Origin of the sequence: Pseudomonas sp. UW4 (assembly GCF_000316175.1) — a bacterium.
Lineage (GTDB): Bacteria > Pseudomonadota > Gammaproteobacteria > Pseudomonadales > Pseudomonadaceae > Aquipseudomonas > Aquipseudomonas laurylsulfatiphila.
Genome location: NC_019670.1, coordinates 3342901 through 3355951 on the forward strand (window position 1 = coordinate 3342901; position 13051 = coordinate 3355951).

12 protein-coding genes are annotated in these 13051 nt (G+C 62.7%); 8 read left to right on the forward strand and 4 right to left on the reverse strand.

The genetic code is table 11. The features are described from left to right. Nucleotides 1–2 precede the first annotated feature (2 nt). The 8 genes from PPUTUW4_RS14470 to PPUTUW4_RS14505 all read left to right on the forward strand — a co-directional run bounded on the left by PPUTUW4_RS14470 (nucleotide 3) and on the right by PPUTUW4_RS14505 (nucleotide 11634). Nucleotides 3–947, forward strand: coding sequence for a DUF58 domain-containing protein (locus PPUTUW4_RS14470; RefSeq protein WP_015095343.1), 945 nt, complete (start codon nucleotides 3–5; stop codon nucleotides 945–947). After that, a complete protein-coding gene (locus PPUTUW4_RS14475; protein WP_015095344.1) occupies nucleotides 944–1438 on the forward strand; it encodes a DUF4381 domain-containing protein in 495 nt (164 codons plus the stop codon). Before PPUTUW4_RS14470 ends, PPUTUW4_RS14475 begins: the two co-directional genes overlap by 4 nt. Next, a complete protein-coding gene (locus PPUTUW4_RS14480) occupies nucleotides 1431–2513 on the forward strand; it encodes a VWA domain-containing protein (RefSeq protein ID WP_015095345.1) in 1083 nt (360 codons plus the stop codon). Before PPUTUW4_RS14475 ends, PPUTUW4_RS14480 begins: the two co-directional genes overlap by 8 nt. Next, nucleotides 2510–4249, forward strand: coding sequence for a VWA domain-containing protein (locus PPUTUW4_RS14485; RefSeq protein ID WP_015095346.1), 1740 nt, complete (start codon nucleotides 2510–2512; stop codon nucleotides 4247–4249). The genes PPUTUW4_RS14480 and PPUTUW4_RS14485 overlap by 4 nt, the downstream gene beginning before the upstream one ends. Beyond that, entirely contained in the window at nucleotides 4246–5898 is a 1653-nt protein-coding gene (locus PPUTUW4_RS14490; protein WP_015095347.1) for a BatD family protein, read from the forward strand. The genes PPUTUW4_RS14485 and PPUTUW4_RS14490 overlap by 4 nt, the downstream gene beginning before the upstream one ends. A 260-nt stretch (nucleotides 5899–6158) precedes the next feature. Continuing rightward, complete coding sequence (locus tag PPUTUW4_RS14495; RefSeq protein ID WP_015095348.1) at nucleotides 6159–7403, forward strand: exonuclease SbcCD subunit D C-terminal domain-containing protein; 1245 nt, start codon at nucleotides 6159–6161, stop codon at nucleotides 7401–7403. Beyond that, nucleotides 7400–11041 carry an AAA family ATPase gene (locus tag PPUTUW4_RS14500; protein WP_015095349.1) on the forward strand — a complete coding sequence of 1214 codons (3642 nt, stop codon included), beginning with the start codon at nucleotides 7400–7402 and terminating at the stop codon, nucleotides 11039–11041. The genes PPUTUW4_RS14495 and PPUTUW4_RS14500 overlap by 4 nt, the downstream gene beginning before the upstream one ends. Then, nucleotides 11038–11634: a glutathione S-transferase gene (locus PPUTUW4_RS14505; protein ID WP_015095350.1), complete on the forward strand. Its 597-nt coding sequence runs from the start codon at nucleotides 11038–11040 to the stop codon at nucleotides 11632–11634. The genes PPUTUW4_RS14500 and PPUTUW4_RS14505 overlap by 4 nt, the downstream gene beginning before the upstream one ends. A gap of 163 nt (nucleotides 11635–11797) precedes the next feature. Here PPUTUW4_RS14505 and PPUTUW4_RS14510 read toward each other — a convergent pair whose 3' ends face one another. The 4 genes from PPUTUW4_RS14510 to PPUTUW4_RS14520 form a co-directional block, all read right to left on the reverse strand. Further along, entirely contained in the window at nucleotides 11798–12055 is a 258-nt protein-coding gene (locus tag PPUTUW4_RS14510; protein WP_015095351.1) for a hypothetical protein, read from the reverse strand. Next, on the reverse strand, nucleotides 12052–12264 hold the full coding sequence (locus PPUTUW4_RS14515; protein ID WP_015095352.1) for a hypothetical protein: 213 nt from the start codon (nucleotides 12262–12264) through the stop codon (nucleotides 12052–12054). The genes PPUTUW4_RS14510 and PPUTUW4_RS14515 overlap by 4 nt, the downstream gene beginning before the upstream one ends. A 115-nt stretch (nucleotides 12265–12379) precedes the next feature. Further along, entirely contained in the window at nucleotides 12380–12505 is a 126-nt protein-coding gene (locus PPUTUW4_RS30495; RefSeq protein WP_007979948.1) for a hypothetical protein, read from the reverse strand. 219 nt (nucleotides 12506–12724) lie between these two features. Further along, on the reverse strand, nucleotides 12725–12904 hold the full coding sequence (locus tag PPUTUW4_RS14520) for a hypothetical protein (protein WP_007979950.1): 180 nt from the start codon (nucleotides 12902–12904) through the stop codon (nucleotides 12725–12727). Nucleotides 12905–13051: the final 147 nt, after the last annotated feature.

Sequence of the window (13051 nt, forward strand, 5' to 3'; positions counted from 1 at the left end):
CGATGAACGCCAGCCTGCCGCCCGAGCCGGGCATCCGTGTCAGCCTCGCCGACTTGATCGAGATGCGCCATCGCGTGCGTGAAGTGCAATTGTTTTCCACGCCGAGCCAGCGCAGCCCGCTGATCGGCCTGCACCACTCCAAACTGCGCGGACGTGGCGTCGACTTCGATCAGGTGCGGGTCTATCAGGCCGGCGACGATGTGCGCACCATTGACTGGCGCGTGACTGCCCGCACCCAGGAACCCCACACCAAGCTGTTCCACGAAGAACGTGAGCGACCGATCTTCATCATGGTCGAACAAAGCCGCCGGCTGTTTTTCGGCTCGGGCCTGATGTTCAAGTCGGTGCTCGCCGCCCAGGCCGCGAGCCTGATCGGTTGGGCCGCCCTGGGGCACAACGACCGGGTCGGCGGGCTGGTGTATGGCGACAACGAGCACTACGAAATCAAGCCTCGGCGCAGCAAGCAAAGCCTGCTGCAGTTGCTCAACCGGCTGGTGCGGGTCAATCAGTCGCTCAATAGCGAAAGCGAGCCGGACCGCGACGCCTTTGGCATTGCCCTGCGCCGTGCCCGGGAAGTGTCGCGCCCTGGCAGCCTGGTGATCGTGATCTGCGACGAGCGCGCCCTTTCGGACAGCGCCGAGCAACAGCTGAGCCTGTTATCGCGCCACTGCGACCTGTTGCTGCTGCCATTGTCCGACCCGCTGGACCATGCCCTGCCCGCCGCAGGTCTGTTGCGTTTCGCCGAACGCGGCGCACAACTGGAACTCGACACGCTGAATTTCGATCTGCGCCAGACTTACCGGGCCCAGGCCGAAGCACGTATCGCCCGCTGGGAGCTGCTCGCGCAGAAACTACGGGTGCTGCTGATGCCGTTGAGCACTCAGAGCGAGATGGTCGAGCAATTGCGCGAATACCTGAACCCACAGAAACCGGGGAAAGGCCGATGAGCAGCCTTGATCAACTGCAACCGCTGATATCCCCGCCACCGGTGGAATTCTGGCCTCCGGCACCGGGTTGGTGGCTACTGCTGCTCGTGGTCCCGCTGATCGGTCTGGGCCTGTGGAAGCTGCGTCGCTTCATTCCGCACAAACGCCCCGTGGTACGTGCCGAACAACCGCTAGACCCGGTACGCCTTGCGGCCCTGGCGGAGCTGGCACTGATGCCCAAGCCTTACGACGGTGCGCCGGCTGGTGCCTGGCTGCAGCAACTCAACGGCCTGCTTAAGCGTCTGTGCCGCAACCACTATCCCTACAGCCAGAGCCACACCCTCAACGGCCGCAAATGGCTGGCGTTCCTCGACAATCGCTGCCCGGCGGCCGGCCTGACCCGCTGGATGGTGCTTGTCGAAGGCGCCTACAAACCCGAATGCAAACTCGACGACAAGGCCATCGCCGGCCTGACCCAAGCCGTCGAAACGTGGATTCGCAAACATGTTTGAATTCGCCTGGCCGTGGATTTTTGCCCTTGCGCCGCTGCCGTGGCTGATGCGCATCCTATTGCCGGTGGCCGACAGTGGTGAACCGGCACTCAAGGTCAGCTTCCTCAGCGATCTGGAAGGCCTCGCCGGGCGACGCGCCCGGGCCAACCTGCCAGCCTGGCGCCAGCAGGCACCGTTCATCCTGCTGTGGCTGTTGCTGCTGGTCGCGGCGGCTCGTCCGCAGTGGCTCGGCGAACCCTTGCCGATTGCCGCCAGCGGCCGTGATCTGCTGGTGGCAGTGGATGTTTCCGGGTCCATGGATTTCCCTGACATGCAATGGCAGGACGAAGACATCAGTCGCCTGTCACTGGTCCAGCATCTGCTTGGAGACTTTCTCGAAAGCCGCGAAGGTGACCGGGTCGGGCTGATCCTGTTCGGCAGCCAGGCCTACCTGCAGGCACCGCTGACCTTCGACCGCCACACCGTGCGCGTCTGGCTCGATGAGGCGCGCATCGGCATCGCCGGCAAAAATACCGCCATCGGCGATGCCATCGGCTTGGCCCTCAAGCGCCTGCGCTTGCGTCCGGCCACCAGCCGCGTGCTGATCCTGGTGACCGATGGCGCCAACAATGGCGGTGAAATCGCTCCCCTCACCGCTGCGCGACTCGCCGCCAAGGAAGGCGTGAAAATCTACCCGATCGGCATCGGCGCCGATCCCGAGCAAAGTGGCACGGTCGGCTTTCTCGGCGTCAATCCGAGCCTGGACCTGGACGAACCGTCCCTGAAGGCCATCGCCGAGGCCACGGGTGGCCAGTATTTCCGTGCTCGCGACGGCAAAGAGCTGCAGGCAATCAAGGACACCCTTGACCAACTGGAGCCCGTGGCCCAGCAACCCACCCAAGCCCGCCCGACTCAAGCGCTGTATCACTGGCCACTGGCCCTGGCGCTGTGGTTGAGCATGCTCCTGGTGGCCCCCGTGCTCTGGCCGGACAACCCCTTGCAACGCCTGTTTACCAAGGATCTGTTCTTGCAAACCCAACTGCTGCCTGACTGGCGCCAGCGTCTCAAACGCCTGCGCCTGCGGAGGCGTCGATGAGTGCGCTGTGGCCGTACTGGTTCCGCCCCTGGTGGCTGCTGTTGCTGCCGGTGCTTGGCTGGCTGCTCTGGCAACTCTGGCACCGCAAGAAGCGCGCCGGGCGCTGGCAAATGATTCTGCCACCGGCCTTTCACGCCGCACTGCTCAGTGGTGGCAGTGGCCGTGACAGTAAACTGCCCTGGATCGCCCTCGGTCTCGCGTGGCTGTTGACCGTGCTCGCCCTGCTCGGTCCGGGCTGGCAGCGTGTCGAGCAGACCAGTCAAAAGCCCGCCGACCCGCTGGTGGTAGTGCTCGAACTGACCCCGGAAATGCTTGCCACCGACGTCATGCCCAACCGCCTCGAACAGGCTCGACGCAAGTTGTTCGATCTGCTGCAGATTCGTAGCGACGCGCAAACCGCCATCGTCGTCTACGCCGGCAGTGCCCACACGCTGGTACCGCTGTCGGATGATCTTTCCACCAGCCGCAATCTGCTGGACGCACTGAAACCGTCGTTGATGCCAGAGGCCGGACATCGCGCCGATCTGGCAGTGACCAAGGCCCTGGCACTACTCGAACAAGCGGCGCTGGGCGACGGCCGGATCCTGCTGATCGGTTCGTCCTTGACCGAACAGGAACAGCTGGGCATCCGTCATGCGCTCAACGGCAAATCGACTCAATTTCTGATGCTTGGCATCGGCACCGCCGAAGGCTCACCCATCACCCAGGAGGACGGCAGTTTCCTCAAGGATGAACAAGGGGCCATTCTCGTGCCGCGCCTGGACGAGCCGGGCTTGAAGAGTTTTGCCAACGACCTGGATGGAGGCTTTCGCCAGGCACGCCTGGACGACAGTGACCTGCATGCCCTTGGCCTGTTCGACGGCCCACGCCACCTGCGCAACGATGGTCAGACCCTGCGCCTGGACACTTGGGCCGATCAGGGGTACTGGCTGTTGCTACCGCTCCTGTTGCTTGCGGCCTGCGCGGGACGTCGCGGCTGGCTGCTGTGCCTGCCGCTGCTATTGGCTCTGCCCCAACCGAGCTATGCCTTCGACCTCGCCGACCTGTGGTTGCGTCCCGACCAACAAGGCGTGCACCTGCTCAAACAAAAGCGCCCCGCCGAAGCCGCCCGGCGCTTCGAAGACCACCAGTGGCAAGGCGTGGCGCTCTATGAAGCTGCAGACTATGCCCGCGCCGCCGAGCGGTTCGCAGAAGGCAACGATGCCCACGCCCACTACAATCGAGGCAATGCCCTGGCCAAAAGCGGTGAGCTGGAGGCAGCCCTGGACGCGTACGAACAGGCTCTGGAACGTCAACCGGATTTGCGCCCGGCGCTAACCAACAAGGCGCTGGTGGAAGAGCTGCTCAAGCAGAAAAACAGCCCGCCCGCCCCGCAACCGGACCCTTCTGCCAGCGACGAACCCCAGGCCACGCAACAACAGACTCCACCCGGTGTTTCATCGCAGTCTTCGGAAAACGGCGAGCCGCAGGCGCAACAACCGCCGGCCGACTCCAACACTGCGCAACCGCCGGTGTCGCAACCCAGACCGGGGGCCAATGAAGTGCCCGGCAGCGAGTTGGGTGACGAACAGCACACCACGCCGCCCCTGCGCCCGGCCACCGACAGTATCGAAGGTGAACAGCGTCAGGCACTGGAGCAGTGGTTGCGGCAGATCCCGGATGACCCCGGTGAGCTGCTGCGGCGAAAATTCTGGTACGAACAGCAGCAACATCAGGATCAGGAAAAAACTCGATGACCCGCTTCACCGTTTTATTGCTCGCGCTGATGCACGGCCTGTTGTTCTGCACTGTCCAGGCACAGGCTGCAGAGCTGGCCGCCAGTGTGGACCGCACTCGCCTGAGTTCAGGCGAGACGGTCGAGCTGACCCTGGAGTCCACCGACGTGACACAGTTCGGCAAACCCGACCTGACACCGCTGGAGCCGTTGTTCGAAGTGCGCGGCACCCGCCAGGTCAACCAACTGAACACCCTCAGCGGCGAGAACCAGGCCGCCACGCGCTGGATCATCACCCTCCTGCCGCGGCAAAACGGCAGCGTCGTGATTGCGCCCCTGCAACTGGGCGAACTGCAGAGTCAGCCGATCACCCTGCAAGTGGTCGAGAGCGAAACACCGGACACCCCGAACAAACGCGCCCCGGTGTTCATCGATGCCAGCCTCGATCAAACCAGCGTGTACGTTCAGGCCCAGGCCGTCCTGACCCTGCGCATCTACCACTCGGTGTCGCTGTACGACGACAGCAGCCTGCCACCCTTGCAGATACCTGACGCACGCATCGAACAATTGGGCGACTCACGCACCTACGAAAAAGACATCGATGGCCTGCGCCACGGTGTGATCGAAATGCGCTACGCGATCTACCCGCAACACAGTGGCGAACTGATCATTCCGGCACAGATCTTCAACGCTGCGCTGGTCGACGCACAACCGGTACAGGACAGCGCCGCCCAGGGGCCGAAATCCGGCAAGCTGATGCGCGTCACCTCGGCCGAACTGCTGTTGACGGTCAAAGCCAAACCCACCACCTGGCCGGCCGATGCCCCCTGGCTGCCTGCGCGCAGCCTGACCCTGAGCGAAAGCTGGAACCCGGAACCGGACCACACCCAGGTCGGCGATTCACTGACCCGCAGCCTGACGGTGACGGCCGAAGGCTTGTCCAGCAGCCAACTGCCACCGCTGCCCGGCACCGATGTCGGCGGGCTGCGCCGCTACCCGGATCAACCGGTGTTCGGCAACCAGAACAGCGAACGCGGCCTGGTCGGCAGCCGTGAAGACCGCGAGGCCCTGGTGCCGACACGGACCGGCGCCATCGAGCTGCCCACCGTCGACGTGGTCTGGTGGAACACTTTCGAAGACCACCTGGAACACAGCAGCCTGCCTGCCCGCACGCTACACGTGGCGGCCAACCCGAGCCTGGTGGTCGACACCCCGGCCGGCGCGTCTGCGGTCCAGGCCAGCGCCGACAGCGAAGCCCTGTGGCGCTGGAAACTCAGCACCTTGTTCCTGGCCTGCACCACCCTGCTCGGCTTCGGCCTCTGGTGGCGTGGCCGCTGGCAACCGGCGGTGGCGCGCACCGCCCAAACCGGCCCGAGCCCGCGCACCGTACTCGACGACCTCAAGCGCGCCTGCCTGGCCAATGATTCCCACGCCACCCGCCAGGCCCTCGACGCCTGGGCCCGGCAACAACCGGAAACCCTGGCCGACATGGCCGCCCGCTTCGTGCCCCTGTCCAACGCCCTCGACGGCTTGAACGGCGCGCTCTACAGCGAAACCGGCCAGTACTGGCAAGGCGACGAGTTGTGGCGGGCGATCAAGGCGATCCCGATGGCCGAACGGGTGCAGGACCCGGTCGGCGACAGTGGGTTGCCGCCGCTTTATCCCAAATAACTCGCCCTTGAGACAAAGAGCACAACCTGTGGGAGCGAGCTTGCTCGCGAATGCGGTGCGTCAGATACATCATTGTTGAATGGGCTAACGCTTTCGCGAGCAAGCTTGCTCCCACAGTTAATCGGGTATTGCCTTAAGATCGGGGCTGCCACAGGTTGAGTGCCTGACCACTTTGGGAGTGTTTACCAGTAAACTCTCCCCCCCTTTCGCCGCCTTCATTTTTCACGCGGCCATCACCTATTTTTGTACCGGAGTCCGCCTTGCGCTTGTTTCACACCTCCGACTGGCACCTGGGGCAAAACCTGCACGGCCAGGATCGCGATTTCGAACATGGCTGTTTTCTTGACTGGCTGTTGCGCCAGCTGAAACTGGATCAGCCGGATGTGCTGTTGATCGCCGGCGATATCTTCGACACGGTCAACCCGCCGGTCAAAGCCCAGGAGCGGCTCTACGACTTCATCGTCAGCGCCCACGAGCAGCAGCCGTCGCTGACCATCGTGATGATTGCCGGCAACCACGATTCCGGCTCGCGGATCGAACTGCCCGCGCCCTTGATGCGCCGCTTGCGCACCCATGCGCTCGGTCGTGTGCTGTGGCTGGATGACGGGCAGCTGGATGCCGAGCGCCTGTTGTTACCGTTGCCTGACGCCAGTGGTGAAGTCACCGCCTGGTGCCTGGCACTGCCGTTCCTGCGCCCGGCGGAAGTCACCGGCGCGCACTTGGGCGACAACTATCTGCGCGGGATCGGCCAGGTGCACGAATGGCTGATCGAAGCGGCCAACGCCAAGCGCACCGCAGGCCAGGCACTGATCGCCATCAGCCACGCACACATGGCGGGCGGCTCGGTGTCGGAAGACTCCGAGCGCAGCCTGATCATCGGCAACGCCGAAGCCCTGCCCGCCAGCCTGTTCGGGCCGAGCATCAGTTACGTTGCCCTGGGTCACCTGCACAAACCGCAGAAGGTCAACGGCGAGGAGCGCATCCGCTACAGCGGCTCGCCGATTCCGCTGTCGTTCTCCGAGATCAGCTATCAGCACCAGATTCTCGACATCAGGCTCGACGGCGAAACCCTGGTCAGCGTCGAGCCGAAACTGATTCCCCGCGCTGTCAACCTGCAACGCATCGGCCCGGCGCCATTGAGCGAGATCCTGCTGCAGCTGGCGGACCTGCCGGACATCGACCTGTTGGCCGACATCCAGCGCCAACCGTGGCTGGAGGTGCGGGTGCGCCTCGATGAGCCGCAGCCCGACCTGCGCAATCAAGTGGAAACCGCCCTGCAAGGCAAGGCCGTGCGCCTGGTGCGCATCGCCGCCGAGTACGCCGGCAACGGCAGCCGTGACGGTGCCGATGAGGGCAGCACGCTGATCGAACTGGACCAGCTCACGCCCCAGGAGCTGTTCAGCCGCGCCTGGCAGGACAACTACGGCAGCGAGGTCGACGAGCAAACCCTCAAGGACTTTGCCGAGCTGTTGCAAGACGTGCAGATGGAGAGCGAACAGCCATGAAAATTCTCGCGATCCGCCTGAAAAACCTCGCCTCCCTGGCCGGGCCCTTTGAAATCGACTTCACCGCCGAACCCCTGGCCAGTGCCGGACTGTTCGCCATCACCGGCCCCACAGGTGCCGGTAAAAGCACGTTGCTCGATGCTTTGTGCCTGGCGCTGTTTGGCGCCGTTCCACGCCTGAACAACACCGGCCGCGACGCGAAAGTGCCGGACGCCGACGGCGAAATCGGCACCGGCGACCCGCGAACCCTGCTGCGGCGCGGCACCGGTGAAGGCTATGCGGAAGTGGATTTCGTCGGAGTCGACGGCCGCCGTTACCGCGCCCGCTGGGAGGCCAACCGCGCCCGGGACAAGGCCGCCGGCAAGCTGCAGGCCAGCCGCCAGAGCTTGCGTGACATCGATCAGGACCAGTTGCTGGCCAGCCAGAAAGGCGAATACAAGGCTCAGCTCGAAGCCGCGCTGGGGCTGAACTTCGAACAGTTCACCCGCGCCGTGCTGCTGGCGCAAAGCGAGTTCAGCGCATTCCTCAAGGCCGACGACAACGACCGCAGCGAACTGCTGGAGAAACTCACCGACACGGCGCTCTACACCCGTCTCGGTCGTCGCGCCTTCGACAAGACCAAGGAGGCGCGCGAGGTTCACAAGCTGCTGCAGGATCAGGCCAGCGGAGTGACGCCGCTGGCGCCGCAAGCCCGTGCGGAACTGGATGAGCGCTTCAATGCCGCGCAGCAACAGCTGAAGTTGCAGCAGGCACAACTCAAACAGCTTGAGCAGCAGCACACCTGGCTCAAGGAGCTGCGTCAGTTGCAGGACACTCAACTCGCAGCGACCGAGCAACTTCACAGTGCCCAACAGCAGTGGGAAGGTTTGGCCGACGAGCGCTTGAAGCTGACACGGCTGGAACAACTCGGCCCGCAACGGCACCAGTTCGCGCGCAAAACCGAACTCGATGCACTGCTGACGCCACTGGCTGCACAGGTTGCTGCCCATACCCGGCAGCAGCACGAGCTGACTGAACGCCAGACGTCGCTGGAGCAAAACCTCTCGGCCACACAAATCGCCCTGAGCGAAGCCCAACAACGACAAACCGACAGTGCTCCGCTGCTGCGTCAGGCTTTCGAAGAACAAAGCACCCTCGCCCGCCTGGCCAGGGAAACCGCCCTCAGCGCCGACGCGAAGCACAACGCAGAACAAGCCTGCATCCAGGGCCAAAGTGCCATTCAAGCCTTGCTGGAAAAGCAGAACCAGGTTGCCGAACGTTTGCAGCGTATCGCCACCGAGCTTGAACAAAGCGCCCATCTGGCGCCGCTCAGCGACGCGTGGAATGCCTATCGGGATCGCCTGCAACAGTTGATGTTGATCGGCAACCGCTTGAACAAAGGCCAGGCCGAGCTGGCGACTCTTGAACAAAACGCCACCCGCTACGGCGAAGAACTCGCCTTGCAAAAGCAGCAACTTGAAGTGCTGTTCAAGGAGGCCGGTGCGGAGCCGGACGCCGTGGCCGAGCAGATCGGCATCCTCGGCAACCTGTTGCAGGACAACCGTAAACAGCTGCGAGCCATCGAAGACCTGACGCGGCTGTGGGCCAGCCAGCAGGAACTGGACAGGCGCGGTGCCGAACTGCAACAACGTCAGCTCACCGCGCAACAGGAACGTGAGCGCCTGACTCAGGACGGGGTGAAAACCAAAGCCGAACTGACTGTTGCCGAACAAACCTTCAACGTCACCCGGGAACTGCTGGAACGCCAACGTCTAGCCCGCAGTGCGAGTGTCGAAGAGTTGCGCACGCAGTTGCAGGACGACCAGCCGTGCCCGGTCTGCGGCAGTCACGAGCATCCTTACCATCAGCCCGAAGCGCTGCTGCAAAGCCTCGGTCGCCACGACGAAAACGAACAGGCCCGCGCGCAGCAAGCAGTCGACCAGCTCAAGGAAAAGCTCACCGAACTGCGCGCCGAAGTGGTGGGCGTCATCGCCCGGCAAAAGGAGCTGCTGCAACAACAGGAGCAACTGGACGCCCAACAACAAGCCTTGGCACCGAGCCTCGACGCTCACCCACTGGCTGCACAGCTTCTGGACCAGGATGCCGAAAAGCGCGACGCCTGGTTGACCCGGCAAAACGATCAGTTGAACCAGAGCATCACTCAGGACGAACAGCGTCAGCGCGCCCTGCTCACCCTGCAGCAGGACGCCGCGCGCCTGACCCAGCAATTGCGCCACGCCGAAACCGCGCATCAGCAAGCGGCCCAGCACCTGAGCAACCAGCAGCGCGAACTGGGCAGCGACCGTCAACGGCTCGACGAGGAACTCAACGCGTTCGGCAGTCTGCTGCCGGCCGAAACCCTCGAAGCGCTACGGGTGGAGCCTGCTGCGACCTTCATGCAGCTGGATCGGCAGATCGCCGAACGCCTCACACAGCTCGATCAGCAGAAGGAAGAACTTGCCGAGCAGCAACAGCGTCAACAGACGCTTGAGAAAGAACAGGATCGCCAGCAAACCCGCGTGCAACAACAGCAAATCGCCGAGCAGCAATTCAGTGCACTGGCCGAACAGCAACGGGCTTGCCAGCACCAGCTTGTACAACTGCTGGGCGAGCACAGCAGCGCCGAGCAGTGGCAGCAAGGGCTGGAAAACGCCGTAGAGCAAGCACGCAGTGCCCAGGCAACAACGGCGCAGGAGCTGCAGCACGTACGTACGCAACGGGTGCAGATCGCCGCCGAACTCAAGGCGCAGCAGGAGCGTTTGCAAGCGCTGGAAAACGAAGATCGCGATCTCACCGACAAAATCGCCGACTGGCGCGGCCGACATCCCGAGTTGGATGACGGTGGCCTCGAAGACTTGCTGAGGGTCGACGACACGCAGGTCAGCGAACTGCGCCAACGCCTGCAACACAACGAAAAAGCCATCGAGCAGGCCAAGGTGCTGCAGCAGGAGCGTGATCAGCGCTTGCTCGACCATCAAGCCCAGCACAACGGCCACCTCGATGCCGAGCAACTCGCCACTGCCCTCACCGACCTGCAACAACAGTTCGCCGTCAGCGAGCAGCACTGCGCCGAACTGCGCGCCGAGCAGGTCGAGGACCAGCGCCGGCAGAACGCCAATCAGGCCCTGGCCCAACAGATTGCCGACGCCTACAACGAGTATCAACGCTGGGCACGCCTGAATGCGTTGATCGGCTCCGCCACCGGCGACACCTTCCGCAAGATCGCCCAGGCCTACAACCTCGACCTGCTGGTGCATCACGCCAACGTGCAATTGCGCCAACTGGTGCGCCGTTATCGCCTCAAGCGCGGCGGCAGCATGCTCGGGTTGCTGGTGATGGACACCGAAATGGGTGACGAACTGCGTTCGGTGCATTCGCTGTCCGGTGGCGAGACCTTCCTGGTATCGCTGGCACTGGCCCTCGGCCTGGCCTCGATGGCATCGAGCACGCTGAAAATCGAGTCGTTGTTCATCGACGAAGGCTTCGGCAGCCTCGATCCGGAGTCCCTGCAACTGGCCATGGACGCCCTCGACGGCTTGCAGGCCCAAGGCCGCAAGGTCGCGGTGATTTCCCACGTACAGGAAATGCATGAACGGATTCCGGTGCAGATTCAGGTCCGCCGTCAGGGCAACGGCCTGAGCACCCTGGAGGTGAAATGAACAGGCTGTATTCCTTCCGCCGCTGCCCGTACGCCATGCGCGCACGCATGGCCCTGCGTTATTCGGCAGTGGCCGTGGACATCGTCGAAGTCAGTCTGAAGGCCAAGCCCGCCGAGATGCTCGCGCTGTCGGGCAAAGGCACGGTGCCGGTGCTGAGCGCCGATGGCCGGGTGATCGACGAAAGCCTCGACATCATGCGCTGGGCCCTGGCACAGAACGATCCGCAAGACTGGTTGCTCAAGGATGATCCTGACGCAGCGGCGCAGATCGCCCTGCTGATCGAACAGAACGATCAAGTGTTCAAAGTGCACTTGAACCGCTACAAGTACGCCGAGCGTTATCCCGAGCAACCTATGGAGGTTTATCGCGCCGAGGGCGAGGTGTTTTTGCAAAGGCTGGATGAGTTGCTGGAGGGACGCGACTATTTGCTGGCCGACCATCCAAGCCTGGCCGACGTGGCGCTGATGCCCTTCGTGCGCCAATTCGCCCACGTCGACCGTGAATGGTTTGCGCAGACGCCGTATCGGCGGTTGCAGGACTGGTTGCAGCGGTTTCTGGAGTCGGATTTGTTTACCGGTGTGATGAAAAAGTAAACGCAGCCCCTGTGGCGAGGGGGCTTGCCCCCGTTGGGCTGCGAAGCAGCCCCAAGCTTTTTCTGGTCATCCGGATTTACGGCCGCTTCGCGACCGAACGGGGGCAAGCCCCCTCGCCACAGGCAAGCCCCCTCGCCACAAAGGATTCAGTGATCAGCAGGGTTCAAGCCAACACCTCACACATCCCGATCGCCGAGCAATCCACATGGAACGGGCCGAAAACCACGCCTTCATTCCTGATCGGCGGATTGCCGGCCAGCATGCCCTGCGCATTGGCATTTTCGATGTTGCGGGCAATGTTGTGATTGGCTTCGATGGCGCGTGCCACCGAGCCCGCCGAGCCCTGTCCGATCCCCAGCAGGGAGGATCCGTTGGTCATGAACGCCAGGAAGGCGATGACCCAAAGTCTGTGCCCTTTCATGCGCCGGCGACTCCTGCGAGTTCAGCCTGATCACCGCTGGCGTTTTGCGCACGGTGGTCAAACTGGATGCCGGGATGAGCGACCTGGATCAGTGCTTCGAAGCTGGATTGTGACTGGGCTGACAGGCTGACCAACAGCACCATGGCAAGGTACAGGCCGATCGCTACATAGGCACCGAGTTTGGCAGAAGTGAGAATTGCGCTGGCCATGATGTTCTCCGCAGGCATGTTTCAATGCCCACAGAATCGATCAAAAAAGCCTGGGTAACCACTCAGGGTTATCCATAGTGATCATCAGCTTCGTTGATCATCAAGCCAGACTATTTCAGTCTTCAATAAAACTCATCAAGCGCTCGCGCGCAGCATCCGGTTCACCGGAAACAGCGTCGGATGCCGACAAAATAGGGGTGGAATAGAGAAACAGAAGAACCAATGCCAGACGCGTCACCATGCTGCCGATCCTTGCCGTGAGGAGGAGTCAAAAAATCAGCGTCAATTTAAACGCATGGCCATGTGATATCAAGCGCGACATTGATAGCAAAATGATGCTGTCGCAAATGCGTTATGCAGGAGCGACATCACTCTGATCGTTTTCGACACCTGCTTCTCAGCATCAGGCGTATCGATCATCAGTGACTTCGCTCCTGCATAAAGGCAGGGGGGGGGAAGTTCAGGCTTGGGTCTTGTGATCCAGCGCGGCGTAGAAGTTGGCGCTCTGTTGCAGGTATTTCTGGGTGTAGCTCTGGGTGTGGGCTTTTTTGTCGCTGATTTCAACGTTGGCACTGGCTGGCAGCGCAACGGTGGCAGAAATGGCGGAAGCGGCGATGACAGAGAAGATGTTGAAGTTCATGGCGGTATTCCTCGGATTCAGTTGGCTTGCTTGCCCGGTGGGGCCGTGAAGCAAACTTAACCCTCGAGGGTTCGCGCCTTGAAATGCTTTGTAGCAGTACCAGATATCAGCGTCATTGATAAAAGCAGGCAGGCCCCATCAACCGGG

Coding starts and splice junctions, on each gene's coding strand:
- PPUTUW4_RS14470 (WP_015095343.1), top strand. CDS start 3: ATGAACGCCAGCCTGCCGCCCGAGCCGGGCATCCGTGTCAGCCTCGCC.
- PPUTUW4_RS14475 (WP_015095344.1), top strand. CDS start 944: ATGAGCAGCCTTGATCAACTGCAACCGCTGATATCCCCGCCACCGGTG.
- PPUTUW4_RS14480 (WP_015095345.1), top strand. CDS start 1,431: ATGTTTGAATTCGCCTGGCCGTGGATTTTTGCCCTTGCGCCGCTGCCG.
- PPUTUW4_RS14485 (WP_015095346.1), top strand. CDS start 2,510: ATGAGTGCGCTGTGGCCGTACTGGTTCCGCCCCTGGTGGCTGCTGTTG.
- PPUTUW4_RS14490 (WP_015095347.1), top strand. CDS start 4,246: ATGACCCGCTTCACCGTTTTATTGCTCGCGCTGATGCACGGCCTGTTG.
- PPUTUW4_RS14500 (WP_015095349.1), top strand. CDS start 7,400: ATGAAAATTCTCGCGATCCGCCTGAAAAACCTCGCCTCCCTGGCCGGG.
- PPUTUW4_RS14505 (WP_015095350.1), top strand. CDS start 11,038: ATGAACAGGCTGTATTCCTTCCGCCGCTGCCCGTACGCCATGCGCGCA.
- PPUTUW4_RS14510 (WP_015095351.1), bottom strand. CDS start 12,055: ATGAAAGGGCACAGACTTTGGGTCATCGCCTTCCTGGCGTTCATGACC.
- PPUTUW4_RS14515 (WP_015095352.1), bottom strand. CDS start 12,264: ATGGCCAGCGCAATTCTCACTTCTGCCAAACTCGGTGCCTATGTAGCG.
- PPUTUW4_RS30495 (WP_007979948.1), bottom strand. CDS start 12,505: ATGGTGACGCGTCTGGCATTGGTTCTTCTGTTTCTCTATTCCACCCCT.
- PPUTUW4_RS14520 (WP_007979950.1), bottom strand. CDS start 12,904: ATGAACTTCAACATCTTCTCTGTCATCGCCGCTTCCGCCATTTCTGCC.